The organism is Leclercia sp. Colony189, assembly GCF_009740165.1.
Taxonomy (GTDB): Bacteria; Pseudomonadota; Gammaproteobacteria; order Enterobacterales; family Enterobacteriaceae; genus Enterobacter.
Genome location: NZ_CP046557.1, coordinates 123,724 through 150,005, shown reverse-complemented (window position 1 = coordinate 150,005; position 26,282 = coordinate 123,724). Strand labels below are relative to the sequence as shown.

Below are 26,282 nucleotides of genomic sequence, written 5' to 3'. Positions count from 1 at the left end.
GCTTGCGGGGGCACATCGACTTGTACTGTTTTCCTTCGGGTCATGTGGAGCAGTTATGTCTTATTTACTTGAAATGAAAAGTATCACCAAAGCGTTTGGCGCGGTGAAGGCCGTCGACAACGTCAGCCTGCGCTTAAACCCCGGCGAGATCATGTCGTTATGCAGCGAAAATGGCTCGGGCAAATCCACCTTAATGAAGGTTTTGTGTGGCATCTATCCTCACGGCAGCTACGAGGGTGAAATTGTCTTTTCCGGCGAAACGCTGCAGGCCACGCATATCCGCGACACCGAGCGCAAAGGGATCGCCATCATTCACCAGGAGCTGGCGCTGGTGAAGCATCTGACCGTGCTGGAAAATATCTTCCTCGGTGCCGAGGTAACCCGCCACGGCGTCCTGGATTACGACACCATGACCTTGCGCTGCGAGAAGCTGCTGGCGCAGGTCAGTCTGACGATCTCCCCCGACACCCGGGTGGGCGATTTAGGTCTGGGACAGCAGCAACTCGTGGAGATCGCCAAGGCCCTGAACAAACAGGTGCGTCTGCTGATCCTCGATGAACCAACAGCATCGCTGACGGAACAGGAAACCGCGGTATTGCTGGACATCATTCGTGACCTGCAAAACCACGGGATTGCCTGCATTTATATCTCCCACAAGCTCAACGAAGTGAAAGCGATTTCGGACACGGTATGCGTAATTCGCGACGGGCAGCATATCGGCACCCGTGAAGCGCAGGGGATGAGCGAGGACGACATTATTACCATGATGGTGGGCCGTGAGCTGACCGCGCTCTACCCGAACGAACCCCACACCCTGGGGGAAGAGGTGCTGCGCGTGGAGCATCTTACCGCCTGGCATCCGGTGAATCGCCATATTAAACGGGTCAATGATGTCTCTTTCTCGCTGCATCGCGGTGAGATCCTGGGGGTGGCCGGGCTGGTTGGCGCCGGGCGCACCGAGGCTGTGCAGTGTCTGTTCGGCGTCTGGCCTGGCCGCTGGGAGGGCAGCATCTTTATTGATGGGCAGCAGGTAGAGATCAAAAACTGTCAGCAGGCCATCGCCCAGGGTATCGCGATGGTGCCGGAAGATCGCAAAAAAGATGGCATCGTACCGGTGATGGCGGTGGGCAAAAACATCACCCTTGCCGCATTAGATCAGTTCAGCGGCACGCTGAGCAGTCTGGATGATGCCGCGGAACAGCACTGCATTCTTCACTCTTTACAGCAGCTGAAAGTCAAAACTTCCTCCCCGGAGCTGGCGATTGGCCGCCTGAGCGGGGGCAATCAGCAGAAGGCGATCCTCGCCCGCTGCCTGTTGCTCAACCCGCGCATTCTGATCCTCGATGAACCGACCCGCGGGATTGATATCGGTGCGAAATACGAAATCTACAAGCTGATCAACCAGCTGGTCCAGCAGGGTATCGCCGTGATTGTGATCTCCTCGGAGCTTCCGGAAGTGCTGGGTCTGAGTGACCGGGTACTGGTGATGCACGAAGGAAAACTGAAAGCCAACCTGATAAACCAGAACCTGACGCAGGAACAGGTGATGGAAGCCGCACTAAGGAGCGAACGCCATGTCGAAAAGCAACCCCTCTGAGTTAAAAGTCACGGCACCCGCACCGGGTCTGTTTTCCGGGCTAAAAGCGCTCAATCTGCAGGTGTTTGTCATGATTGCCGCTATCGTGGCGATCATGCTGTTCTTCACCTGGATGACCGACGGCTCCTATCTCAGCGCGCGTAACGTCTCCAACCTGCTGCGCCAGACCGCCATTACCGGCATTCTGGCGGTGGGGATGGTGTTTGTGATTATCTCCGCGGAAATCGACCTCTCCGTGGGCTCAATGATGGGCCTGCTGGGGGGCGTGGCGGCGATTTTCGACGTCTGGCTGGGCTGGCCGCTGCCGCTCACCGTGGTCGTCACCTTGTTACTCGGTCTACTGCTCGGCACCTGGAACGGCTGGTGGGTGGCCTACCGCAAAGTACCGTCGTTTATCGTCACGCTGGCGGGAATGCTGGCCTTCCGCGGCATTCTGATTGGTATCACCAACGGCACCACCGTCTCCCCCACCAGCGCCTCCATGTCGCAGATTGGGCAGAGCTATCTCTCCGGCGGAGTCGGTTTTACCCTCGGCGCGATTGGCCTGATGGCGTTTGTCGCCTGGCAATGGCGCGGCAGAATGCGCCGGCAGGCGTTAGGGTTAGCCACAACGCCTTCCACCTCTGTCGTTGGGCGTCAGGCGCTGACGGCGGTGATCGTGCTGGGGGCAATCTGGCTGCTGAACGACTATCGTGGCGTGCCAACGCCGGTGCTGATACTGGTTCTGTTATTACTGGCAGGCATGTTTATGGCGACCCGCACCGCCTTTGGCCGGCGTATTTATGCCATCGGCGGCAACCTTGAAGCCGCACGTCTGTCAGGTATTAATGTTGAACGCACCAAACTTGCCGTCTTTGCCATTAATGGCCTGATGGTTGCCGTAGCGGGCCTGATCTTAAGCTCGCGTCTGGGTGCGGGCTCGCCGTCTGCCGGGAATATTGCCGAACTCGATGCCATCGCCGCCTGTGTCATCGGCGGAACCAGTCTTGCCGGAGGTGTCGGTAGCGTCGCAGGGGCAGTTATGGGGGCATTTATTATGGCGTCGCTGGATAACGGAATGAGTATGATGGACGTCCCGACATTCTGGCAGTATATCGTCAAGGGTGCCATTTTGTTGCTGGCGGTATGGATGGATTCCGCTACCAAACGGCGCGCCTGAGGATGCCTTTTCATCTGTCACTGATACTGGAAAAATAGCGCCATGTTTGAGAAGCGTCACCGCATTACGTTGTTATTCAATGCCAACAAAGCTTATGACCGTCAGGTCGTCGAGGGCGTTGGGGAATATTTGCAGGCGTCGCAATCCGAGTGGGATATTTTCATCGAAGAAGATTTCCGCACGCGAATCGAAAATATCAAAGACTGGCTGGGCGACGGCGTCATCGCGGATTTTGACGACGCCGTTATCCAGCAACTGCTGGTCGATGTCGACGTCCCCATCGTCGGCGTCGGCGGCTCTTACCACCAGCCGGAACACTACCCTGCCGTTCACTATATCGCCACCGACAACCACGCCCTGGTAGAGAGCGCGTTTCTACATCTCAAAGAAAAAGGGGTTCACCGCTTCGCCTTTTATGGTTTGCCCACCTCCAGCGGAAAACGCTGGGCGGCGGAACGGGAATATGCTTTCTGTCAGCTGGTCGCAAAGGAGAAGTATCGCGGCGTGGTTTATCAGGGGCTGGAAACGGCCCCGGAAAACTGGCAGCACGCGCAGAACCGTCTCGCCGACTGGCTGCAAACCCTGCCGCCGCAGACCGGCATTATCGCCGTGACCGATGCCCGCGCCCGGCACGTGCTGCAGGTGTGCGAACATCTGCATATTCCGGTGCCGGAGAAGCTGTGCGTCATCGGGATCGATAATGAAGAGCTCACCCGCTACCTGTCACGCGTGGCGCTGTCGTCCGTGGCGCAGGGAACACGTCAGATGGGCTATCAGGCGGCCAAGCTGCTGCACCGGCTGCTGGATAACGAAAATCTTCCCCTGCAACGTCTGCTGGTGCCACCGGTTCGTGTGGTGGAGCGACGCTCAACGGATTACCGCTCGCTGAACGACCCTGCCGTCATTCAGGCCATGCACTACATTCGTAACCACGCCTGCAAAGGCATCAAAGTGGATCAGGTGCTGGATGCGGTAGGGATTTCGCGTTCAAATCTGGAGAAGCGCTTTAAAGAAGAGGTGGGCGAGACGATCCATGCGGTTATCCATGCAGAGAAACTGGAGAAAGCCCGCAGCCTGCTGATTTCGACCTCGCTCTCCATTAATGAGATTTCCCAGATGTGCGGTTATCCGTCGTTGCAGTATTTCTATTCGGTCTTTAAAAAAGAGTATGACACCACGCCGAAAGAGTATCGCGATCGCTACAGTGAAGTACTGATATAAATAAAAAAGGCCTTCCGGATGGAAGGCCTTTTTTTAAGACTACATATGAGCGGCAATTAAGCGCTGGTTATCCTGGTACATCGCAAACAGATAGTTGTTATAGCGTTGGCCCTGGGTTGAGTAACCTTTCAGCTTGTGGATCATCGTGCTCGCCGTCACTTCCTGATCTGCTTTACGCAGCTGCGCACGCGACTTACGGAAGGATTTATAGGCCGGATGCGTGTTCAGGTTCACAACATACGCATTCACGGAATCTTTTACCGATTCAAACTGCGAGTAACCTTTCACTTTGCCCGGCGCATTGTTACAACGACCTTTCGCACATTTCATGCCAAACAGGTTGTTATTGCTACGAGCCAGCTTAGAGGTACCCCAGCCACTTTCGGCTGCTGCCATCGTTGCGACCATGCTGCCTGGGATGATATCCACACGCTCAAGCAAGGTGTTCCACGGTACACGACGTGTGTTCCCGTTCCAGCTCACTTTATAGTTTTTGGCTATCTCTTTCAGGCGCGCACGCTCGGATGGCGACCAACGGCTGTCGTACTGCTTGGAAATAAGCCAGTTACGATCCGCCGTAATCGCGGCATTTTGACTTGTAATGTAAGGCATTACCGTCCGGAGAAACGCTTTTTTCCTTGGTGTTCCGGAAGGGTATTTTCGCAAATCAGGAAGTGAACTACTCTTTGCACTATTGCGAGAATACTCTTGTTTACTGCTAACCTTACTACTTGCTGTCGTCTTTATGACGTGGGCTTTCTTACTCGTTGTATCCGTGTGCGTCTTTGCAAGCACCCCACCAGAAAATGCCGTGGTGAGTAACATGAGTATCGCAGCCCCATATCGTCGAATGGGAGTCGATATCATTAGGTCTCCTGGTCGGATAGAAACATTCCAACACCTTATTTTTTTCGAAAATTGAGAGGCGAATCTCAAATCCTAGCAAAAATAGACGAGAAGAGCACCATTAGAAATAGTCCAAATCTGAAACCCTGTCACCTGGAATCTGCGCGTTTCAGCATCATTCTCGCGAAAACGTGCTCAATATCGCAGTTAAATAGCGTACTTAGCGTGAGATCACTCACCCTCGTTGCTCCTCCCTGCGCGATAGCGCCAGGGGATGAGTTTGCCCACTAGAATAGATGGCAAACTGAGCAAAATGCTGTGACAGGAAAATGGTATGAAACGTTCTGCTCTCGCTCTTCTGTTCTTGCCTGCACTGGCCAGCGCCGACTGGTCCGCCCCCGGCTTTCCAGCCTTTACCGCTGAAGGATCGGGGGTCTTCACGGCACAGGCAAAGCTGACGAAGGGTACCCGCCCGCTAACGTTGAGTTTTGACAAGGCGTGCTGGCAACCCACTAACGCCATAAAACTCAACGAGATGATGTCACTGAAGCCGTGCGAGGGCGATCCGGCGCAGTGGCGCATCTTCCGCGACGGGGATTATCAGGCACGAATTGATACCCGCTCCGGCACGCCAACGCTGATGTTGACCGTTGCCAGCGCCAGCGAACAGGCGGTGGCATCGGTAGTGCGCCAGTGCCCCAAATGGGACGGCAAACCGTTGACGCTCGATGTCAGCAATACCTTCCCGGAAGGGAGCGTGGTGCGTGATTTTTACAGCAAACAGACCGCGACGGTGCAGCAGGGTAAAATTACCCTGCAACCCGCACCGGGGAGTAACGGCCTGCTGTTACTGGAGCGGGCAGAAACGGACAAGCCCGCCCCGTTCAGCTGGCAAAACGCCACCGTCTATTTTGTTCTCACCGACCGGTTTGAAAATGGCGATCCGGGCAACGACAACAGCTACGGGCGCCATAAAGATGGTATGCAGGAGATCGGCACCTTCCACGGCGGCGACCTGAAAGGGCTCACCAGCAAGCTGGATTATCTGCAACAGCTTGGCGTTAACGCCCTGTGGATCAGCTCCCCGCTGGAGCAGATCCACGGCTGGGTCGGGGGCGGAACGAAAGGCGATTTCCCGCATTACGCCTATCACGGCTATTACACCCAGGACTGGACCCGGCTCGATGCCAACATGGGTACGGAGGATGATTTACGTCAGCTGGTGGATGAAGCTCACCGCCGGGGGATCCGCATCCTGTTTGACGTGGTGATGAACCACACCGGTTACGCGACGCTGGCGGACATGCAGGCGTACCAGTTCGGATCGCTCTATCTGCAGGGCGAAGAGCTGAAGAAAACCCTGGGCGAACGCTGGACTGACTGGAAACCGGGGGCCGGCCAGAGCTGGCACAGCTTTAATGACTACATCAACTTCAGCGATAAAGCGGGCTGGGAAAACTGGTGGGGCAAGAAGTGGGTACGCACCGATATCGGCGATTATGACAACCCCGGCTTCGACGATCTGACCATGTCGCTGGCCTTCCTGCCGGACCTGAAGACGGAATCGACCACCCCATCAGGCTTACCGAATTTTTATCGCCACAAGCCCGACACCCGGGCGAAGGCCATTGACGGTTACACGCCCCGGGATTACCTCACCCACTGGCTGAGTCAGTGGGTGCGTGAATACGGCATCGACGGTTTCCGCGTTGATACCGCCAAGCATGTTGAGCTGGCGGGCTGGCAGCAGCTGAAAGACCAGGCCAGCGATGCCCTTAAAGCATGGAAAGCGGCCAACCCGGAGAAAAAACTCGACGATGCCCCGTTCTGGATGACCGGTGAATCCTGGGGGCACGGGGTAATGCAGAGCGATTACTACCGTCACGGCTTCGATGCGATGATCAATTTTGATTACCAGGAGCAGGCGGCCAAAGCGGTAGATTGTCTGGCGGACATTGACCTGACCTGGCAGCAGATGGCGGAAAAGCTGCAGAGCTTTAACGTCCTGAGCTATCTCTCCTCTCACGATACCCGTCTGTTCCGCGAGGGTGACCAGCGTGCGGCAGAGCTGCTGTTGCTGGCGCCGGGCAGCGTACAGATCTTTTATGGCGATGAATCTGCAAGACCGTTCGGCCCAACGGGCTCCGATCCCTTACAGGGCACGCGCTCGGACATGAACTGGCAGGATATCAACGGCTCGCAGGCTGCAACCGTCGCCCACTGGCAGCGGCTCGGGCAGTTCCGCGCCCGCCATCCGGCCATCGGTGAAGGCAGACAAACCACGCTGACGATGCCTCAGGGCTACGGCTTTGTCCGCGAGCATCAGGGCGACAAGGTGATGGTGGTGTGGGCGGGTAATCGCTGATCGGCTGGGGCAAAATCCCTCTCCTACGGGAGAGGGGTGCAGGATAAATTGCTACCTGATAGCAAACTAACAACATAAAGTCACACATCTTCGTTTCGACGCTGATTTGCACCTACGCAGTTGTAGCGTTATGGTGAGCCACACTTAGAACACGCTCGACAGATCACCTGCTATGACTTTTTCACTTTTCGGCGACAAATTCACCCGCCATTCAGGCATTACCCGCCTGATGGAGGATCTCAACGACGGGCTGCGCACACCGGGCGCCATCATGCTCGGCGGCGGTAACCCGGCACAAATCCCTGAGATGAACGCCTATTTTCAGACGCTCCTCGCGGACATGCTGGAAAATGGCAAAGCCAGAGATGCGCTGTGCAATTACGACGGCCCACAGGGCAAAACCGAGCTGCTTGCTGCCCTGGCTGAGATGCTGCGCGACACCCTCGGCTGGGAGATTGATCCACAGAACATTGCTCTGACAAATGGCAGCCAGAGCGCGTTTTTCTACTTATTTAACCTCTTCGCGGGACGACGTGCCGACGGCACCACCAAAAAAGTGCTCTTCCCGCTGACGCCGGAGTACATCGGTTATGCCGACTCCGGCCTTGAGGACGATCTTTTCGTCGCCGCGCGCCCGAACATCGAGCTACTGCCGGAAGGCCAGTTCAAATATCACGTCGATTTTGAGCATCTGCATATTGGCGAAGAGACCGGGATGATCTGCGTCTCGCGCCCCACCAACCCGACCGGCAACGTTATCACCGATGAAGAGCTGATTAAGCTGGATGCGCTGGCGAACCAGCATGATATTCCGCTGGTGATCGATAACGCCTACGGGGTCCCCTTCCCGGGCATTATCTTCAGCGAAGCGCGTCCGCTGTGGAACCCGAACATTGTGCTGTGCATGAGCCTCTCCAAGCTGGGTCTGCCGGGCAGCCGCTGCGGGATTATCATCGCCAATGAGAAAATTATCACCGCCATTACCAACATGAACGGCATCATCAGCCTCTCCCCTGGCGGGATCGGCCCGGCAATGATGTGCGAGATGATTAAGCGCAACGATCTGCTGCGCCTGTCCAACGAGGTGATTAAGCCCTTCTACTATCAGCGCGTCCAGGAGACCATTGCGACTATCCGCCGCTATCTCCCGGAAGAGCGCTGTCTGATCCACAAACCCGAAGGGGCAATTTTCCTCTGGCTGTGGTTTAAGGATCTGCCGATCACCACCGAACTGCTCTATCAGCGTCTGAAAAAGCGCGGTGTATTGATGGTGCCGGGGGATTATTTCTTCCCGGGGCTGGACAAGCCATGGCCGCACACCCACCAGTGCATGCGCATGAACTATGTCCCGGACCCAGAAAAAATCGAAGCGGGTGTGAAGATCCTCGCCGAGGAGATCGACCTCGCCTGGCGGGAAAACGGTCAGTAATGATTTATGCCAGATAACGCAGCCGTTCGGCACGTAATCTGGCAGGATCGACGCAACTTAACGCGCGGGTTGGACAGGCCTCCACGCAGGCGGGTCCACCTTCGCGGTGCGCGCAACGGTCGCACTTCAGCGCCTGCACCGCTTCTGCCTCTCCCGTCACCTGCATCGCCCCGAACGGGCAGGCAATCATGCAGCTTTTACAGCCGATACAGCGCTGTTGCTCTACCCGCCATACCCCCTGCTCACGCTGGATCGCCTGCGTCGGGCAGACGTTGGCGCAGGGGGCATCTTCACACTGGTGGCAGGTGACCGCCGTAGTGAACGTCCCGCCTTTCACCACCCGGATGCGGGAGGTAAAGGTCTTTGCCGTCACAGCGGCACAATTCTGGTTCTCCTGGTGCGATACCACGCAGGCCACTTCGCAGGTGCGACAGCCAATACATTTCGCCGGGTCCGCAACAATAAACGAGTTCATCGCCTGCTCCATCCTTGTTGAAAAAGTCAGGTTGCCAGAGTGTTCAGGGCACGCGCTTTGATCAGACGGGGCAAAAAGTCACTTTTGTGCGTCCTGCCGCGAATACTGGCCATTTGCCACAGCGCTCAGGCGGAATTGATGTGCTCCTTGCAGTAGCGGCGCTTCCAGACGCCGGGCGTTAACCCGGTATGCTTACGAAAAATTTGCCGGAAATATCCGGTGTCGTTAAACCCGCAGCGCACCGCCACCTCCTTGAGCGACACGGCATCGTTGAGGAGTAGCTTCTCCGCGGCCCTGACGCGCTGACGGTGGATAGCCTCGGTGAGCGTCAGATGAAAGACCCGACGAAACACCCGCCCCAGATAATCGGCGTTGCAGTGCAGCTCCCGGGCAAGCTGCGACGTGGAGAGCGGCCGGTGAAACTGCGTGCTGATCAGCTGCCGCGCCTTCCACGCCAGGCTGACGCCCGCTTCGTCCGGGGCGAGCTCCTGCCCGGGCATGACTGAGAGCTGTTGCAGGATCAGCAGCAGAATAAATTCCAGCGCCGGGCTGCGCTGGAGCTTCTCCTGTTCGGTCAGAAATTGCCGGAACAGGGCAATCATCGCCTGCGGATCGCCGGTTTTGCCGTGCTGCTGCACCGACAGCAGCGTACTCAGGGATGACGGCGCGGCCTGCTCGTCAACTTCAAAATGCAGCCAGTAAAAGCGTAAATCGGCAGGAAAATCTTCAATCCCCTTGTGTCGGCGGTGGGGCCACAGGAGCAGACTTTCTCCAGCATGGACCTCAAATAGCGTCGTATCCTCCTGGATCGTTAATGTCCCCTTTTCCACAAAGATGACCTCTCAGGAGTGGAGCCTGCGCGCCGGATGTCGCCCGACGCCCCGGGAGATAAAATAGCCGCCATTCTGCACCCTGATCGGAAGCGCTATGGATAATTCGAGCATGGTTATTCAATTTCTCGCTATTTATGAGCAGATTCTTTCTCTTTATCACTGATTATTAACAGCTATTTTTTATTCGTCCCGATCAAAATCACATTTTACGAACAAGGTCGGAATCCTCACCTTTTTATACTTTTCCCTTCCCTTGTTGCCCCCAGGGAACAGTGCAAAATTAGTCAGGTACTCTGCAAAACAACATAAAAAATCCAATAACCCGAGGAGTTACCTCATGACTTCCACCCCGATTACACAGACAGAGATCGCCCAGCAGGCCATCAACGATCGCCTGACGGTGCGAGAAAAAATAGGCTACGGCCTGGGTGATGCCGGCGGCACGGTGATCACCTGTTTGATCATGAACTTTCTCACTTTTTTCTATACCGATGTCTTTGGCTTAACCCCGGCGCTGGTCGGCACGCTGTTTATCGCCCTGCGCATCTTCGACGCCATATCCGACCCGGTGATGGGGATCATCGCCGACCGTACCCAGAGCCGCTGGGGACGCTTTCGCCCCTGGCAGCTGTGGGTCGCCCTGCCGATTGGCATTATCGGCGTGCTGACCTTCACCGTGCCGGAGGCGGGCATGGGAGTCAAAATCGCCTGGGCCTTCGGCACCTATCTGCTGCTCTCGGTGGGCTATACCGCCATCAACGTGCCCTATTGCGCGCTGATCAACACCATGACCACCCGCCACAGCGAAGTGATCTCCTGCCAGTCATGGCGTTTTGTATTGTGCGGCGTGGCCGGTTTTCTGGTCTCCGTTGGCCTGCCGTGGCTGGTTGAACTTCTCGGTCAGGGCAACGTGGCGCAGGGATATCAGTTCGGCGTGGGTGTGCTGTGCGCCATTGCGGTGGTGATGTTCCTGTGCTGCTTCTTCTGGGTTCGCGAGCGCGTACCGCTGGCGATGATGGGAAAATTTACCCTTAAGGAGCACCTCGCCGGTCTGCGTAACAACGACCAGCTGCTGCTGATGCTGGTGATGTCTTTCCTGCTGATTAACGTCTTCAACATTCGTGGCGGCGGCTACATGTATTTCATCACTTACGTGCTGGAAGGGAGCACCGCCTACACCTCGCTCTTCTTCACGATGGTGACCTTTGCCTCTATTCTGGGCGCGGTGATCGTTAACCTGCTGTCACGTCGCAGCGACACCGTCAAACTCTACTACTACACCAACCTGGTGCTGGCAGCCCTGGCGGTGGGGATGTGGTTCCTGCCCGGCGGCCCGGCTTACCAGACTCTGTGGCTGGTGGTCATTCTGGCGAACGGCGTGATCCTCGGCTTTACCCTGCCGCTGCACTTCGCGCTGATGGCCTTTGCTGACGACTACGGCGAGTGGAAAACCCGCGTACGCTCCTCCGGCATGAACTTCGCCTTTAACCTCTTTTTCATCAAGCTGGCCTGGGCTTCCAGCGCCGGGATCATCAGCCTGGTGTTTATTTTCGTCGCCTACCAGCCGGGCGCAGGCAACCAGACGCCCGCCTCATTACAGGGCATTACCGCCATGGAGACTCTGCTGCCCGCCCTTTTCCATCTGCTGCTGGCGCTGGCGATCCGCAAGTGCCGACTCAATAACCCGATGATGACGCGCATTGCCACCGACCTGCGCCAGCGTCACGCTCACGCCTGAGGAGAACATGATGTCCATAATGGAACCCGACCTGCATAAACTGAAAATCAGCGACCCGTTTCTGGGTCAGTATCAACAGCTGGTGCGCGATGTGGTCATCCCCTACCAGTGGGATGCCCTGAACGATCGCATTGAGGAGGCGGAACCGAGCCATGCCATCAGCAACTTTCGCATCGCGGCGGGTCAGCAAAATGGTGAATTTTACGGGATGGTCTTTCAGGACAGCGACGTGGCGAAATGGCTGGAGGCGGTCGCCTGGTCGCTATGCCAGAAACCCGACGCGGAGCTGGAAAAAACCGCCGATGAGGTGATTGAACTGGTAGCCGCCGCGCAGTGCGACGATGGCTATCTCAATACCTGGTTTACGGTAAAAGCGCCGGAGGAGCGCTGGACAAACCTGGCGGAGTGCCACGAGCTTTACTGCGCCGGGCATATGATTGAAGCGGGCGTAGCCTGGTTCCAGGGCACCGGCAAACGCCGTCTGCTGGAGGTGGTCTGTAAGCTGGCCGACCATATCGACAGCGTTTTTGGTCCGGGCGAGCAGCAGCTACACGGCTATCCCGGCCACCCGGAGATCGAGCTGGCGCTGATGCGCCTGTTTGATGTCACCCAGGAGCCGCGCTACCTGGCGCTGGCGAAATATTTCGTTGAAGCGCGTGGCACCCAGCCGCACTTCTACGACATCGAATATGAAAAGCGGGGCAAAACCTCGTACTGGAACACCTACGGCCCGGCGTGGATGGTACAGGATAAAGCCTACAGCCAGGCGCATCAGCCGCTGGCGGAACAGCAAACGGCGATTGGTCATGCGGTGCGTTTCGTCTATCTGATGACCGGCGTCGCGCACCTGGCCCGTTTAAGTCAGGATGAGAGTAAACGCCAGGACTGCCTGCGCCTGTGGAATAACATGGCCCAGCGCCAGCTCTATATCACCGGCGGGATTGGTTCCCAGAGCAGCGGCGAAGCCTTCAGCAGCGATTACGATCTGCCGAACGACACCGTCTATGCTGAAAGCTGCGCCTCCATCGGCCTGATGATGTTTGCCCGTCGCATGCTGGAAATGGAAGCCAACAGCCAGTACGCCGACGTTATGGAGCGGGCGCTGTACAACACCGTGCTTGGCGGCATGGCGCTGGACGGGAAACACTTCTTCTACGTCAACCCGCTGGAAGTGCATCCGAAGACGCTGAAATTTAACCATGTCTACGATCACGTGAAGCCGGTTCGCCAGCGCTGGTTCGGCTGCGCCTGCTGCCCGCCAAACATCGCCCGCGTTCTGGCCTCGATTGGTCACTACATCTATACCGTTCGCGACGATGCCCTGTTTATCAACCTCTACATCGGCAACAGCATGGCTTTCCCGGTGGGTGAGCAGGAGTTGCAGCTGCGGATCAGCGGCAACTACCCGTGGCAGGAGCAGGTCGTCATCGAAATCGCCTCCTCGGTGGACGTCGACTATACCCTGGCCTTACGTGCGCCGGACTGGTGCGACAATCCACAGCTCACGCTGAATGGCAAACCCATCACGGGTGAGATGCGTCAGGGCTATATCTACCTGACCCGCCGCTGGCAGGAAGGCGATAAGCTGGTGTTAACCCTGCCGATGCCGGTCCGCCGGGTTTACGGTAATCCGCAGGTGCGCCAGCAGGCCGGAAAAGTGGCTTTGCAGCGCGGGCCACTGGTCTACTGTCTTGAAGAGGCGGATAACGGCGCGGGGCTGCACAACCTTACCCTGCCAGCCGACAGCGAATTCAGACTCGTTGAAGGCAAAGGGATTTTTGCCCATAAGATGCTGATCCAGACGCAAGGGTATGCCCGCCACGCCGCGGACGCTGAACACCAACCGCTGTGGCAGTACGATCGTGCCCCCGCCACGCAACAGGCGCAGACGCTGACCTTTATTCCGTGGTTTAGCTGGGCTAACCGGGGCGAAGGGGAGATGCGGATCTGGGTGGATGAGGCGAACGCCGCACGCTAAAGCCGGAAAACAGAATCAGCCCTCATCTCAGAGGGCTGATTTTTACTACATTAAAACGTCCAGGAGAGACCGGTCATCAGCGCGAAGCTGTCGTCACGGTCGATCATCGGGCTGTTTTTCACATCGTCAGGCAGCACGGTATAGACGGCGCTGGCATTCAGAGAGAGATTCTGTGTCAGCGGGTATTTAGCTGCCACACCCACATAAGGGGTCACGGTTTCGCCTGCGTTGTACTGCTTTAAACCGCTGCGACGGGACTCTTTCTGCGAGACGCCGTAGTAGTAATCGTTGAAGCTTTCATCGTAGTAAAAGACCCCCACCGATGGCGTCAGGGTCAGGCGCGCCATGCGGAACGGGCGGAAATAAGAGATTTCGCCCATCACGCCGCCGCTCTCATCCATCGCATCGGCGGCAATCGCCAACTTCAGGCTACCCCAGCTTTCATGGTGATAATAGGCGCCGCCCAGCATCGCGGAGGCTTTGCGCTCGTCCAGCTGCTTCATCGCAGAGTCGTCGTTATCGTCCGGATCAAAGTGCAGCGGCATCCAGGAGGCGGTCAGGCTGAGTTCGTTTTTGGCATCTTTCCAGACAATCCAGCCGCCGGTAGCCTGACGCACGTAAAAATGTTCCCCTTCGTAGTGCATTAATGGAACAGCGAAAACATTCTCGTTATAACCTTTATACGGTGACTCATTAAAAACGGCGCCCGCGCCAACTGAAAATTCATCCGCCATTGCGGGAGCAGCCGCAAATAAAACCGTGGCGATGAGTAAACTCTTTTTAAACGTCATTGTTTGTAATCCATTAAATTTCCTGCGACCCGGCGCATAATAATGGTTACAAAAATCGCAATGCAATTTTGATATTTGTATAATATTATATATAAATTCATATAGATGAGCATCAGGCAATGCACAAGCTGCAAATCAAACCGCGCGAATTAAAAATTATTTCCGTCATTGCCGCCACTCACAGCATTGGAGATGCTGCCGCGTTGTTGGGTATGGCCCAGGCCAACGTCAGTAAATATCTCTCGGATTTCGAAACTCGCGTCGGGCTGAAGATTTTCGAGCGCACCACCCGTCATCTGGCGCTGACCCAGTTTGGCCAGTCACTGCTGCCCTTTATCAACGCTTCGCTGGAAAAGAACGAGCAACTGGTTAATTTTATTGCAGATTATAAGCATGAAAAACGCGGTAAAGTGACTATTTACGGGCCAACGGGTATCATTACCTGGCTGGCCCGCCATGTGATTCATGAGATCGACAATATTGGCGATATTCGCATTAGCCTGAAAACCTATAACCTGAATGGCAGCGAGTTTCTCGAAGGCGTCGTGTTCCCCGACGATTGTGATATTTTAATTACCTATGCCCAACCCAAAGATGAAACTCTGGTCGCCACGACCTTAACCAAATATTCGGTTACCGCTTTCGCCACCCCGGAATATATTAAAAAGCACCCTATTAGTTCTCCTGAAGATTTAATTAATCACTCCTGCATTCTTATTGATTCAATGGTTATCGACGATGCCAACATCTGGCGTTTCCGCGCGAATCACAGCAATCAGATACATGACTATAAAGTCACCGGGAACTATATTTGCGACAACACCCAGACGGCACTGGAGCTGGCGCGCAATCATCTGGGGATCGTTTTTGCGCCTAAACAGAGCCTGCAGAAAGAGATCGAACAGGGTGTTCTGGTGCCCTGCTTCGCGCATCAGGAGGAGTGGTGGCTGGATCTGGTGGCTATCTTCCGTAAACGTGACTATCAACCGTGGCGGGTGCAGTATGTACTCGACGGCGTGCTGAATACCCTGCGTAAGCAGATAGCGCAGGCCACCCAGCGGCGACCTGCGCTGAAGGGTCAGAACAGCCCGAGCGGCTTGTCGGAGTAGCTCACCAGCAGGCACTTGGTCTGCTGGTAATGTTCCAGCATCATCTTGTGCGTTTCGCGGCCAATACCCGACTGTTTATATCCGCCAAACGCGGCATGGGCCGGATAAGCGTGATAGCAGTTGGTCCATACGCGTCCTGCCTGGATCCCGCGTCCCATCTGATAGGCCAGATTGCCGTTGCGGCTCCAGACGCCTGCGCCCAGGCCATACTGGGTATCGTTGGCCAGCTCCAGCGCCTCCTCCATGGTTTTGAAGGTAGTCACCGCCAGCACCGGGCCAAAGATCTCCTCCTGGAAGACGCGCATGTTGTTTTTACCGGACAGGATGGTCGGCTCAAGGTAGTAACCCTCTTTCAGCTCCCCGTCCAGCATCTTGCGCCGCCCGCCGGTTAAGATATCCGCCCCCTCTTTCTTACCGATATCAATGTAGTTGAGGATCGTCTCCAGCTGCCCGTGGGAAACCTGGGCCCCCATCTGGGTACCGTTGTCCAGCGGGTTACCGCTGCGGATCGACTCCACGCGGCGGATGGCGCGCTCCATAAAGCGTTCGTAAATGGACTCCTGCACCAACGCCCGGCTTGGACAGGTACAGACTTCACCCTGGTTGAAGGCAAAAAGCGCAAATCCTTCCAGCGCCTTGTCAAAGAAGGCATCCTCTTCATCCATCACATCGGCGAAGAAGATGTTCGGGGATTTTCCGCCCAGCTCCAGCGTGACCGGGATGATGTTCTGGGTGGCGTACTGCATGATCTGCTGGCCCACTTCGGTGGAGCCGGTAAAGGCCACCTTGGCGATCCGTTTGGAGGTCGCCAGATATTCACCAATCTCCCCGCCCGCACCGTTGACCACGTTCACGACACCCGGCGGGAGCAGGTCGCCCACCACTTCCATCAGCAGCAGGATCGACAGCGGGGTTAAGCGCGCCGGTTTCAGTACCACACAGTTGCCTGCCGCCAGCGCGGGCGCCATTTTCCAGGCGGCCATCAACAGCGGGAAGTTCCACGGAATGATCTGTCCGACCACACCCAGCGGCTCATGGAAGTGATAGGCCACGGTATCTTTGTCCACCTCGCTGATCCCCCCTTCCTGCGCACGAATACAGGAGGCGAAGTAGCGGAAATGGTCGATAGCCAGCGGCACGTCGGCGGCCATGGTTTCGCGGATCGGTTTACCGTTGTCCCAGGTTTCCGCCGTGGCTAAAAGCTCCAGATTCTGCTCCATACGATCGGCGATTTTGAACAGGATCGCCGCGCGATCCTGTACCGAGGTGTGCGCCCACTTCTCTTTCGCTTTATGGGCGGCATCCAGCGCCAGGTCGATATCGCGTTTCCCGGAGCTGGCGATCTCGCACAGCGGCTGGCCGGTCACCGGGGTGAGGTTCTGATAATAGTCGCCGTCGGCCGGAGGAACCCAGTCGCCGCCGATAAAGTTGTCATAACGGGCTTTAAGTTTGAGAGGAAAACCATATTCGCCAGGCAGGATACGTGCTGATGGAGGGTTATTCGTCATGACTGTCTCCTTGTGTGTAGTGTCTTTCAAAGGTAGACCGCGGCGGTGAAAACATCGCCAGTCGTCGCCTGCTTTGCGAGCCCCTTCACGCATTACCTTACTTTACGTTTGGTTTTCGGCGCTGAGCCATACTTAAAGCGCACAACCCGGGCGGAGGTAAGGATAAATGCGGCTTTTTATCGGCTTTGACGTGGGCGGAACCCACATTAAACACGGCGTGATCGACGAGAACGGCAACGAAATCGCTACCGATCAGTTTGATACCCCAGAGGATGAGGAGAGCTTTAAGCAACAGTGGCGCGAGGTGGTCGAGGCTTACCAGAATGAACACGAGATCGCGGCTATCGGCGTGAGTTTTCCTGGCCACATCAATACCCATACCGGCGAAGCCGCAAAGGCGGGCGCGCTCGACTATCTGGACAACGTCAACCTGTATGCGCTTTTCTCAGAGCTGACGGACCTGCCGGTTATCGCCGAGAATGACGCCAACTGCGCTGCGCTGGGCGAACGCTGGCGCGGCGCGGGGCGTGAATATGAAAACTTTGTCTGCATTACGCTCGGTACCGGGATCGGCGGCGGCATTGTGGTGGAGGGCGATCTCTGGCGCGGCTCGCACCACCGCGCCGGGGAATTCGGGGTGATCCCGGTCGGCAAGAACGGCGAAGGGATGCATATCGTCGCCTCGGCCAAAGGGCTGATGGAGACCTGCCGCCGGGCGCTGGCCGTCTCCGAAGAGGAGATGCCGAAAGGCGAAGAGCTGTTCGAGCGTATGGAGAACGACCTGCATCTGCGCGAAGCCGTCGAAGAGTGGGCCCTGTTTCTGGCCCGCGGAGTCTACAGCGTCATCTCCATGTTTGATCCGCAGGTGGTGCTGATTGGCGGCGGCATCAGCGAGCAGGAGAAAATTTATAAGCTGCTCGACAGACACCTGCAGACCTTTGAAGAGTGGGAGGCGCTGCAGGTGCCCATCCTGCCCTGCCAGTTGGGTAACCAGGCGGGCAGGCTGGGAGCCGTATGGCTGGCAAAACAGAAACTTGCCAGAAGCGAGACTTAAGGCTGCGGCGACTCGCCGGTAAAGAGCTGCGCGTCACGCAGGAGATGATCGTTACCGCGACGGCGGGTAAAGCCAATGCGGTTGAAATACTCCAGGATCTGGATCGCCAGTTTACGCCCGACGTTCAGCCGATCGCGGAAATCCGCCGCGCAGGTGGAGCCGCGCTCGCTATCCAGCGCCCGGATCAGATTCGCAAAGGTGACGATGCGATCGTGGCGATAGTAACGGTCTTTGACGATCGCGGTGATCAGCCCCTGCTGCGCCGCATGCTTCAGCACCTGACGCATGGTCTGTTCGTCAGTGGCGGTTTCACGCGCCAGGTCGCGTACCCACCAGGGGTCGTCGCGGAACAGCGCCTGCGCTTTTTGCCAGACGGCCTGCTGCTCCGGGGTAAAGCCCGCTTTATGATCCGGCAGATGCAGCCAGCCGTGGTAGCTGTGTAGCTCCCCGCTCTCGCGCATCCGCTCGATCAGCAGCAGCACCAGGGCTTCATCCTCCATCGGCAGCGCCATGCGACGCAGGCGCTCGCGCCCGGGGCCAGGTTCATCCTGATGCTGCTGATGATAGATTGCCAGCACATCGAGAATTTTACGCTGCCAGCGTGCGGCAACCGGGGTGTTTAACAGACTGTTTCCGGCCTGGATGAACGTCGGCTGCTGCGTCAGCTGACGCAGTCCTTCTCCGCTGAGCTGGCGTGCCCAGCCAAAGTCATCCAGATTCACCGCCCCACGCTCCAGGTGCGCCAGCAGGGCGCTGCGGTCATCCGTCGCCGTCTCAAGCGTCGCCAGCCAGTTCAGGTACTCCGGCTTACGCTTTCCGCGACGCGGGGGATTAAGCGTCACGACCCGCGCCCCGGCCAGGGTGACGCGGGCAGAAATATCGCGCAGCACCAGCCGATCGTTGTCGGCCAGCCACAGAGGGGTGTCAAAGACCAGCTCCGCCAGCGCCCCCTCCAGCAGCGAGACACGTCCCGTCACGTGGCTGGCGGCATGGTGAATATGCAGCGGCTGCCACTGCGCGAGCGGTACATCGCTCTGCAGGGAGACAATCACCCGCGTGGCCGGCTCCGGCGGCGTCCCGGCCAGCAGCCAGTCGCCGCGGTTCAGCTCAGCTTTTTCCGTATCACCCACCAGGTTCAGGGCAATACGCTGTCCGGCGTGCGCCTGTTCGACAGGCTGATTCTGCGCGTGCAACCCGCGAATACGTACCGGCTTGTTAACCCCGGTCAGCCACAGGCTGTCACCCACCCGCACCTCGCCAGACAGCGCCGTGCCGGTCACCACCAGCCCCGCCCCTTTCACGGTAAAGGCGCGGTCGATAGCCAGCCGAAAACGGTGATGGTCAGCATGGGCGCGCTCAGGGAGCTGTTGCAGATGATCGCGCAGGGCATCGATTCCCCGCCCTTCGGTGGCGACGGTGACAAACAGCGTGGCATCCGCGAAGCCATAATCGCGCAGGGTCGCCAGCACCTCCTCGCGCACCGCCTCCACCCGCTCCTCATCGACGCGATCGGCTTTGGTCAGCGCCACCGTCAGCTGCGGGTTGCCGGTCAGACTGAGGATCTGCAGATGCTCGCGCGTCTGCGCCATCACCCCGTCATCACAGGCCACCACCAGCAGGGCGTGATCGATACCGCCCACCCCCGCCAGCATGTTGGATAAAAACTTTTCGTGCCCCGGCACGTCAATAAACCCCAGCACCCGGCCATCCGGCTGCGGCCAGTAGGCATAACCCAGATCGATGGTCATACCGCGCTTTTTCTCTTCCGGCAGTCGGTCGGCGTTGACGCCGGTGATCGCCTGCAACAACGTCGTTTTGCCATGGTCAACATGACCGGCAGTGGCAATAATCATTTCAACAACATCTCCAGAAACAGTGCTTCATCTTCCAGGCAACGTAAATCCAGCCACAGGCGCCCGTCCTTGATCCGTCCGAGCACCGGCACGGGCAGCGAGCGCCAGCGCAATGCCAGCGCGTCCAGCTGGCCGCCGCGCCCGTCACGCGGGGTAAAGGTCAGTGCCGCGCCGGGCAGACGATCCACCGGCAGCGACCCGCTGCCCGGCTGCGACAGGCAATCTTCCACCCGCACCTCGAAGTCAGGGTAGTGTGCAGCAATGTCTGTCAGCAGCCGCTCCCCCTGACGGTGAATGGAGGCGGCATCGCGGCTCAACAGGCGCAGCGTCGGCAGCCGTTCGGCCAGCGTCTCCGGATGAAGATAGAGGCGCAAGGTCGCCTCCAGCGCGGCGAGGGTCATTTTATCCGCCCGCAGGGCGCGTTTCAGTGGATGCTGTTGCAATCTGGCAATCAGCTCGCGCTTACCGACAATAATCCCCGCCTGCGGACCGCCTAACAGCTTATCCCCCGAGAAGCTCACCAGGCTGACACCGGCGGCAATCAGCGCCTGGGGCATCGGCTCTTTCGGCAGGCCATAGCGGCTGAGATCCACCAGCGAACCGCTGCCCAGATCGACGACCACCGGCACCTCTTTCTCCTGTCCGATGCGCACCAGCTCGGCTTCGTCGACGGCATGAGTAAAGCCTTCGATGTGGTAGTTACTGGTATGCACCTTCATCAGCAGAGCGGTGTTTTCATTGATGGCTGCGGCGTAATCCCGGTCGTGGGTACGGTTGGTGGTGCCCACCTCGCGAAGCTGGCACCCGGCCTGGGTCATCACATCCGGGATGCGAAACGCGCCGCCAATCTCCACCAGCTCACCGCGGGAGACCACCACCTCTTTACCGCTTGCCGTCGCGGCCAGCATCAGCAGCACCGCCGCAGCGTTGTTATTCACAATGCAGGCATCTTCCGCCCCGGTGAGCTGGCACAGCAGCGCCGCCAGCGCGCGGTCGCGGTGGCCGCGTCCGGCACCGTCGAGATCGTACTCCAGGGTCACTGGCACCTGCATCGCCTGGGTGACCGCGGCAACCGCCTCCTCTGCCAGCAGCGCGCGCCCCAGATTGGTATGCAGCACGGTGCCCGTCAGGTTGATGACCGGGCGCAGGCCCGTGGCGTCATCCTGCGCCAGCCGCTTTTCGGTCTCCTGGGGCCAGTCGTCGCACCAGGCAGGCAGGCGGTTGTCGGCGCGGATCCCGGCGCGGGCTTCGTCCTGTAACAGACGCAAGGTCTCCACCGTTCGGCTGTGACCAAACCGGGCAATAATGGCAGTAAGACGGGCATCGCGAAGCAGACGATCGGTCGCGGGGAGTTGGCTGTAGAGAGCGTGCTGAGTAGTCATGAATATGCCTGACGGTTAGGTATTTTCCCCCCTCCCGACGGGAGAGGGAGTCAATGTCAGGAGCGATTGTAACGCGTCCGGCAAGGAAGTGTTATCGACGACATCAAGCCTTTGGCGGTTCGGTACGGGCGAAACTTTCGCGCTGGAAGAGGGTTTCCGCCAGCTTAACCAGCTGCGGACGATCGACGCACCAGCCCGGTGAAACCCGGCGGAAATTGAGGTAGCCGATGGCGCAGGCGATGGCGATGGTCGCCAGATTGACGCTGTCGGTGGCAATTTTCCCGTCGCGGATCAGCTGCTCACAATGATCGAGACTGCGAGCGATTTTCTCGCGCTGGCGCAGCAGCTCGGTCTCGGATTGCTGCGCCGCCGGGCGGGCCTGTTCACGCACGGAGGCTAACGCCGCATCCATGATCCCATCCGCCAGCGCCTCGATTTGCCGGATAGCCAGCGCCGCTTTCGGTTCACGGGGGATCATCGCCGGGGCGATATCCAGCAGTTCGATATAGCTGGCAATGATGGGGGAATCGAACCAGTGTTCACCGTCATCGGTTACCAGCGCCGGGACTTTGCCCAGGGGATTGTACTGCGCGACACCGCTTTCAGCCTGATAGGGCTGTTCATTAACAAATTCAAAAGTGATGCCTTTCTCCAGCAGGAGAATGGAGATTTTACGTACAAAGGGACTGGTATAACTGCCGATGAGTTTCATTGCCTGCTCCTTATCCGCCAACAAAAGCATAAGTATGGCTCAGGCAAAGAAAAAAGGCAGGCGATGCATCGCGCATGCCTGCCTTTCAGAGGATTAATGGTCGAGATAGAGGTAGTGCATCCAGCTGGTCATACGCAACAGGACCTTACGCATCACGGAAACATGCGAGAAGTGATCGGAGTAAACCGCCACCTGGGCATAGATACCGTCAGGCAGAGCGTCCACGTCGGCGTTCGGCTCCAGTTCAATGGTGCCCAGCACGCCGTCGGTACCCGGCACTACCGTCAGGGACTGCAGCGAGCCCTGCGCCTGGTAAGAACCGCCCGGCACCACCGGCAGAATGCTGGTGAGCTTGCCAGAGAACACCTGGCCCGGCAGGGCGTTGAATACCACTTCAGCTTCATCGCCCGGTTTCAGACGCAGCAACGAGTTCTGGCGGAACTGCGCCACAATCTGCCGTTTCTGCTCAGGAATGAACACCATCACCGGACGCAGCGGCAGTGAAGCCGCATAGGTCCCCGGACGAATCAGCACCTGGGTGATGTAGCCGTTGCTCGGCGCCCGGATGATGGTCTGGTCCAGGTTGTAGGTGGCTTCGGCCAGCTGGGCGCGCAGAGAGGCGATTTGCGACTGTTCGCCGTTAGACATGCTTTCTAACTGGCTCTGGATCTGCACCTGTTCCGCCACCGACGCCTTCACCATGGCGTCCTGCGCCAGGTAGTTTTGCCGCGCGTTATCGATGTCGCTTTCAGAGAACGGATTCACCTTCGCCCGGCTGCCTTTCACATAACGCTGATAGTCTTTGAACAGACGGTCACGCTCGGCGGAGACGCGGGTGGTATTCGATTGTGCTTCCGTAAGCTGGGCTTTCAGAACATCAATATTGTGTGTCGCCGTCACCAGGTCGGCCTGGAGCCGATCGACGCGCGCTTTATACCTGCCCGGGTCGATTTTAAATAACACTTCGCCCTTTTTAATGAGCTGGTTATTTTTATCGGTCACTTCGGTTACTACCCCTGTAACCTGCGGCGTAATCGGAATTGAGATAACCGCTTTCTGCGCTGTAAACGTATAGGGGTGGTTATAGTTCATTAATAAAATAAGGCCGGCCACGATAAATACGCCGCCTAACGTTGCGGTCGCCAGCGTCCACTGGTTTACCGGGATACGGAATATTTTAAAGATGGCCCATGCAAACGCGACATAGGTCAATATGATCAACAGATCCATGATTATCGCTCCGGCGTATTATTGTCAGCAACGGGCGGCACGGCGGCCAGTTTTTGTTCCAGCTCGGCTACGCGCTTCGCCAGCGCATCTACGTCGGGGCTACGGTCCGGGGGCTGAATGTGGTTCTGCATTCCCCAGCCGCGCTCTGGCTGGTAGAGCGTGGCCCAAATCCACAAAAATGGCCAGATGGCATGGAGCGTAAACAGGCTTATCCATCCCGCCGTATGGATCGCATCGGCATGAGGATGGTTGCGCTTTTTGGCCATATTATAAGGAATGTCATGGATAGCGATGATTCCATAGAAAAGAACCAGGAAAACAAAAATCAACACACCCAGCGCAAAATAGTTGAGAAACATATTTGCCTCGCTAAATAAATCAACAACTCATTTAAGTAATTAAATGGTAAGCAAGCATATTAATTCACTGGTAAGTACACGATCGTGATATTAATATTTCAGAGCCGGGGAGTATGGTTTTTCGTTATATCTCCATGCAAGTTTATAAGCGTGACAAAATATATCCTGAATAATAATAGACTTAAATTTACAATATGGATTACTTTAGCTTATAACTTTTTGCCACACCACATCACAGACATTTAATTTTGGCGATAAGTGTTGTTGACTTACATCCTGGCGCTGTTCGCCAAAGCAGAAGTTGTCTTCGATCACATCCAGAGAAATCCGCATAAAAATTTTTTGTGGTTTTGATCACACTCCAGAAACAAACTCGCGACTTCTAAATGTGATTTACTTCACATTTAAGGGGCTATATTGCCGCTTTCACGTCCATTGTATTTTTTTTACACATCAATTTTGTGATATTCATCACGCCATTCCTCACCACACCCCCCACATTTACGTGACTCAGATCACATAAATTTTGCCCATCTGGACAGTGAAACAATTAAGTGCCAGATTTCACGACATCAGAACAGTGCAGGCTACCTCTGCCACCGCATTCACAACAAACCTCGGGCCGAAGGCCTGCGTAAACAAAAAGAAGGGGTGTTTTATGTCATCCGATTTCAAGATCAAAGTTCAAAGCTTTGGTCGTTTCCTCAGCAACATGGTGATGCCAAATATCGGCGCGTTTATCGCGTGGGGTATCATCACCGCGTTATTTATTCCGACAGGGTGGTTGCCTAACGAAACGCTGGCAAAACTTGTAGGCCCAATGATCACCTATCTACTGCCGCTGCTCATCGGTTATACCGGTGGTCGTCTGGTTGGCGGTGACCGTGGCGGCGTGGTCGGTGCTATCACCACCATGGGTGTTATTGTCGGTGCGGATATGCCGATGTTCCTCGGCGCAATGATTGCCGGTCCACTGGGCGGCTGGGCAATTAAGAAATTTGACGTCTGGGTTGATGGCAAGATCAAATCCGGCTTCGAAATGCTGGTGAACAACTTCTCTGCCGGCATCATCGGTATGATCCTGGCGATTCTGGCGTTCCTCGGCATTGGCCCTGCAGTTGAAGTACTTTCCAAACTGCTGGCGGCGGGCGTTAACTTCATGGTTGCCCACGACATGCTGCCGCTGGCGTCCATCTTTGTTGAACCGGCGAAAATCCTGTTCCTTAACAACGCCATCAACCACGGTATCTTCTCACCGCTGGGTATTCAGCAGTCTCACGATCTCGGCAAGTCTATCTTCTTCCTGATTGAAGCGAACCCGGGTCCAGGTATGGGCATCCTGCTGGCGTACATCTTCTTCGGTCGTGGCAGTGCGAAACAGTCTGCGGGCGGTGCGGCAATCATCCACTTCCTGGGTGGTATCCACGAAATTTACTTCCCGTACGTGCTGATGAACCCACGTCTGATCCTCGCCGTTATCCTCGGCGGTATGACCGGTGTGTTCACCCTGAGCGTGCTGGGTGGCGGTCTGGTTTCTCCGGCTTCTCCGGGTTCTATCCTGGCAGTACTGGCGATGACCCCGAAAGGTGCTTACTTCGCTAACCTCGCGGCAATCTTTGCAGCTATGGCAGTCTCCTTCATCGTGGCATCTATCCTGCTGAAAACCAGCAAGGTGAAAGAAGAAGACGATATCGAAGCGGCAACCCGTCGTATGCAGGACATGAAAGCCCAGTCTAAAGGCGCAACGCCGCTGGCTGCGGGCGATGTCTCTAACGACCTGAGCCATGTTCGTAAAATCATCGTTGCCTGCGACGCCGGTATGGGCTCCAGCGCCATGGGTGCAGGCGTACTGCGTAAGAAAGTGGCGGATGCCGGTCTGTCTCAGATCTCCGTTACCAACAGCGCCATTAACAGCCTGCCGCCGGATGTTGACCTGGTCATCACCCACCGCGACCTGACCGAGCGTGCGATGCGCCAGGTACCGCAGGCGCAGCACATTTCGCTGACCAACTTCCTCGACAGCGGCCTGTATACCAGCCTGACCGAACGCCTGGTGGCGGCACAGCGTCACGAAGAAAACGAAGTGAAAGTGCGTACCAGCCTGCAGGACAGCTTTGACGAGAGCAACAGCCACCTGTTCCGTCTGGGTGCAGAGAACATCTTCCTTGGCCGTACCGCGAGCAATAAAGAAGAAGCGATTCGCTTTGCCGGTGAGCAGCTGGTGAAAGGCGGCTACGTTCAGCCAGAATATGTTGAAGCGATGCTGGAACGTGAAAAACTGACCCCGACCTACCTGGGCGAATCCATTGCGGTACCGCACGGTACGGTTGAAGCGAAAGATCGCGTTCTGAAAACCGGCGTGGTGTTCTGTCAGTACCCGGCAGGCGTGCGCTTCGGTGAAGAAGAAGATGACATCGCCCGTCTGGTAATTGGTATCGCGGCCCGTAACAACGAGCACATTCAGGTGATTACCAGCCTGACCAATGCCCTGGACGATGAGAGTGTTATCGAACGTCTGGCTAACACCACCAGCGTAGAAGAAGTTCTGGCGCTGCTGAACAAGTAAGTTAAGCAAACCTCCCTCTCCCCGTTGGGGAGAGGGCTAGGGTGAGGGGAAATTCGCGTGGTTCCTCACCCCAGCCC

Annotated in this window: 19 protein-coding genes and 1 pseudogene; 10 read left to right on the top strand and 10 right to left on the bottom strand. The window is 56.9% G+C overall.

Annotated elements, in window-relative coordinates; genetic code table 11:
* Positions 1–55: 55 nt before the first annotated feature.
* The 3 genes from GNG29_RS00715 to xylR are packed head-to-tail and all read left to right on the top strand — an operon-like array spanning position 56 to position 3,977.
* Positions 56–1,597: a xylose ABC transporter ATP-binding protein gene (locus tag GNG29_RS00715; RefSeq protein WP_156653702.1), complete on the top strand. Its 1,542-nt coding sequence runs from the start codon at positions 56–58 to the stop codon at positions 1,595–1,597.
* A complete protein-coding gene (gene xylH / locus GNG29_RS00710; RefSeq protein WP_103177766.1) occupies positions 1,575–2,756 on the top strand; it encodes a xylose ABC transporter permease XylH in 1,182 nt (393 codons plus the stop codon). The genes GNG29_RS00715 and xylH overlap by 23 nt, the downstream gene beginning before the upstream one ends.
* A 42-nt stretch (positions 2,757–2,798) precedes the next feature.
* A complete protein-coding gene (xylR, locus tag GNG29_RS00705; protein WP_103177765.1) occupies positions 2,799–3,977 on the top strand; it encodes a D-xylose utilization transcriptional activator XylR in 1,179 nt (392 codons plus the stop codon).
* Positions 3,978–4,016: 39 nt separating this feature from the next.
* Here the strand turns inward: xylR and GNG29_RS00700 are convergent, their stop codons facing one another.
* The gene (locus tag GNG29_RS00700) at positions 4,017–4,844 is read right to left on the bottom strand and encodes a protein bax (protein ID WP_103177764.1); all 828 of its coding nucleotides are present in this window, start codon (positions 4,842–4,844) and stop codon (positions 4,017–4,019) included.
* A 313-nt stretch (positions 4,845–5,157) separates the two neighbouring features.
* Between GNG29_RS00700 and GNG29_RS00695 the strand changes: the two genes are divergently transcribed.
* Both GNG29_RS00695 and avtA read left to right on the top strand, forming a co-directional pair.
* The gene (locus GNG29_RS00695; protein WP_156653701.1) at positions 5,158–7,188 is read left to right on the top strand and encodes an alpha-amylase; all 2,031 of its coding nucleotides are present in this window, start codon (positions 5,158–5,160) and stop codon (positions 7,186–7,188) included.
* A 172-nt stretch (positions 7,189–7,360) separates the two neighbouring features.
* Entirely contained in the window at positions 7,361–8,617 is a 1,257-nt protein-coding gene (gene avtA / locus GNG29_RS00690) for a valine--pyruvate transaminase (protein WP_103177762.1), read from the top strand.
* Between the two features lie 4 nt (positions 8,618–8,621).
* On the opposite strand, the gene GNG29_RS00685 is transcribed toward avtA, so the two are convergent.
* On the bottom strand, positions 8,622–9,092 hold the full coding sequence (locus GNG29_RS00685; protein ID WP_156653700.1) for a 4Fe-4S dicluster domain-containing protein: 471 nt from the start codon (positions 9,090–9,092) through the stop codon (positions 8,622–8,624).
* 125 nt (positions 9,093–9,217) lie between these two features.
* Positions 9,218–10,036, bottom strand: a pseudogene (locus GNG29_RS00680) (helix-turn-helix domain-containing protein).
* A 226-nt stretch (positions 10,037–10,262) separates the two neighbouring features.
* Between GNG29_RS00680 and GNG29_RS00675 the strand changes: the two are divergent.
* On the top strand, positions 10,263–11,663 hold the full coding sequence (locus GNG29_RS00675) for an MFS transporter (protein ID WP_156653699.1): 1,401 nt from the start codon (positions 10,263–10,265) through the stop codon (positions 11,661–11,663).
* Between the two features lie 10 nt (positions 11,664–11,673).
* Positions 11,674–13,641, top strand: a complete 1,968-nt coding sequence (locus GNG29_RS00670) for a glycoside hydrolase family 127 protein (protein WP_156655426.1) — start codon at positions 11,674–11,676, stop codon at positions 13,639–13,641.
* Positions 13,642–13,691: 50 nt separating this feature from the next.
* On the opposite strand, the gene GNG29_RS00665 is transcribed toward GNG29_RS00670, so the two are convergent.
* Positions 13,692–14,432 carry a MipA/OmpV family protein gene (locus GNG29_RS00665; protein WP_103177757.1) on the bottom strand — a complete coding sequence of 247 codons (741 nt, stop codon included), beginning with the start codon at positions 14,430–14,432 and terminating at the stop codon, positions 13,692–13,694.
* Positions 14,433–14,551: 119 nt separating this feature from the next.
* Between GNG29_RS00665 and GNG29_RS00660 the strand changes: the two genes are divergently transcribed.
* A complete protein-coding gene (locus tag GNG29_RS00660) occupies positions 14,552–15,541 on the top strand; it encodes a LysR family transcriptional regulator (protein ID WP_156653698.1) in 990 nt (329 codons plus the stop codon).
* On the opposite strand, the gene aldB is transcribed toward GNG29_RS00660, so the two are convergent.
* Positions 15,511–17,049: an aldehyde dehydrogenase AldB gene (gene aldB / locus GNG29_RS00655; RefSeq protein ID WP_103177755.1), complete on the bottom strand. Its 1,539-nt coding sequence runs from the start codon at positions 17,047–17,049 to the stop codon at positions 15,511–15,513. The genes GNG29_RS00660 and aldB overlap by 31 nt on opposite strands.
* A gap of 166 nt (positions 17,050–17,215) precedes the next feature.
* On the opposite strand from aldB, the gene GNG29_RS00650 reads away from it, so the two are divergent.
* Positions 17,216–18,103 carry an ROK family protein gene (locus GNG29_RS00650; RefSeq protein WP_103177754.1) on the top strand — a complete coding sequence of 296 codons (888 nt, stop codon included), beginning with the start codon at positions 17,216–17,218 and terminating at the stop codon, positions 18,101–18,103.
* Here the strand turns inward: GNG29_RS00650 and selB are convergent.
* From selB to GNG29_RS00625, 5 genes are all read right to left on the bottom strand, one after another.
* On the bottom strand, positions 18,100–19,956 hold the full coding sequence (gene selB, locus GNG29_RS00645) for a selenocysteine-specific translation elongation factor (protein WP_156653697.1): 1,857 nt from the start codon (positions 19,954–19,956) through the stop codon (positions 18,100–18,102). The genes GNG29_RS00650 and selB overlap by 4 nt on opposite strands.
* On the bottom strand, positions 19,953–21,338 hold the full coding sequence (gene selA, locus GNG29_RS00640; RefSeq protein ID WP_103177752.1) for an L-seryl-tRNA(Sec) selenium transferase: 1,386 nt from the start codon (positions 21,336–21,338) through the stop codon (positions 19,953–19,955). Before selA ends, selB begins: the two co-directional genes overlap by 4 nt.
* Positions 21,339–21,441: 103 nt before the next feature.
* Entirely contained in the window at positions 21,442–22,050 is a 609-nt protein-coding gene (locus GNG29_RS00635; protein ID WP_103177751.1) for a glutathione S-transferase, read from the bottom strand.
* A gap of 93 nt (positions 22,051–22,143) precedes the next feature.
* Entirely contained in the window at positions 22,144–23,280 is a 1,137-nt protein-coding gene (locus GNG29_RS00630; RefSeq protein WP_156653696.1) for an HlyD family secretion protein, read from the bottom strand.
* Positions 23,281–23,282: 2 nt separating this feature from the next.
* Positions 23,283–23,639, bottom strand: coding sequence for a DUF3302 domain-containing protein (locus tag GNG29_RS00625; protein WP_156653695.1), 357 nt, complete (start codon positions 23,637–23,639; stop codon positions 23,283–23,285).
* Positions 23,640–24,297: 658 nt separating this feature from the next.
* On the opposite strand from GNG29_RS00625, the gene GNG29_RS00620 reads away from it, so the two are divergent.
* Complete coding sequence (locus tag GNG29_RS00620; protein ID WP_103177748.1) at positions 24,298–26,205, top strand: PTS mannitol transporter subunit IICBA; 1,908 nt, start codon at positions 24,298–24,300, stop codon at positions 26,203–26,205.
* Positions 26,206–26,282 lie beyond the last annotated feature (77 nt).

What these genes read in the sequence shown, in the direction of transcription:
- aldB (WP_103177755.1), bottom strand. Translation starts at nt 17,049, where the DNA reads ATGACGAATAACCCTCCATCAGCACGTATCCTGCCTGGCGAATATGGT.
- xylR (WP_103177765.1), top strand. Translation starts at nt 2,799, where the DNA reads ATGTTTGAGAAGCGTCACCGCATTACGTTGTTATTCAATGCCAACAAA.
- GNG29_RS00625 (WP_156653695.1), bottom strand. Translation starts at nt 23,639, where the DNA reads ATGTTTCTCAACTATTTTGCGCTGGGTGTGTTGATTTTTGTTTTCCTG.
- xylH (WP_103177766.1), top strand. Translation starts at nt 1,575, where the DNA reads ATGTCGAAAAGCAACCCCTCTGAGTTAAAAGTCACGGCACCCGCACCG.
- selA (WP_103177752.1), bottom strand. Translation starts at nt 21,338, where the DNA reads ATGACTACTCAGCACGCTCTCTACAGCCAACTCCCCGCGACCGATCGT.
- GNG29_RS00715 (WP_156653702.1), top strand. Translation starts at nt 56, where the DNA reads ATGTCTTATTTACTTGAAATGAAAAGTATCACCAAAGCGTTTGGCGCG.
- GNG29_RS00675 (WP_156653699.1), top strand. Translation starts at nt 10,263, where the DNA reads ATGACTTCCACCCCGATTACACAGACAGAGATCGCCCAGCAGGCCATC.
- GNG29_RS00660 (WP_156653698.1), top strand. Translation starts at nt 14,552, where the DNA reads ATGCACAAGCTGCAAATCAAACCGCGCGAATTAAAAATTATTTCCGTC.
- GNG29_RS00620 (WP_103177748.1), top strand. Translation starts at nt 24,298, where the DNA reads ATGTCATCCGATTTCAAGATCAAAGTTCAAAGCTTTGGTCGTTTCCTC.
- GNG29_RS00650 (WP_103177754.1), top strand. Translation starts at nt 17,216, where the DNA reads ATGCGGCTTTTTATCGGCTTTGACGTGGGCGGAACCCACATTAAACAC.
- GNG29_RS00685 (WP_156653700.1), bottom strand. Translation starts at nt 9,092, where the DNA reads ATGAACTCGTTTATTGTTGCGGACCCGGCGAAATGTATTGGCTGTCGC.
- GNG29_RS00700 (WP_103177764.1), bottom strand. Translation starts at nt 4,844, where the DNA reads ATGATATCGACTCCCATTCGACGATATGGGGCTGCGATACTCATGTTA.
- GNG29_RS00665 (WP_103177757.1), bottom strand. Translation starts at nt 14,432, where the DNA reads ATGACGTTTAAAAAGAGTTTACTCATCGCCACGGTTTTATTTGCGGCT.
- GNG29_RS00670 (WP_156655426.1), top strand. Translation starts at nt 11,674, where the DNA reads ATGTCCATAATGGAACCCGACCTGCATAAACTGAAAATCAGCGACCCG.
- GNG29_RS00695 (WP_156653701.1), top strand. Translation starts at nt 5,158, where the DNA reads ATGAAACGTTCTGCTCTCGCTCTTCTGTTCTTGCCTGCACTGGCCAGC.
- avtA (WP_103177762.1), top strand. Translation starts at nt 7,361, where the DNA reads ATGACTTTTTCACTTTTCGGCGACAAATTCACCCGCCATTCAGGCATT.
- selB (WP_156653697.1), bottom strand. Translation starts at nt 19,956, where the DNA reads ATGATTATTGCCACTGCCGGTCATGTTGACCATGGCAAAACGACGTTG.
- GNG29_RS00630 (WP_156653696.1), bottom strand. Translation starts at nt 23,280, where the DNA reads ATGGATCTGTTGATCATATTGACCTATGTCGCGTTTGCATGGGCCATC.
- GNG29_RS00635 (WP_103177751.1), bottom strand. Translation starts at nt 22,050, where the DNA reads ATGAAACTCATCGGCAGTTATACCAGTCCCTTTGTACGTAAAATCTCC.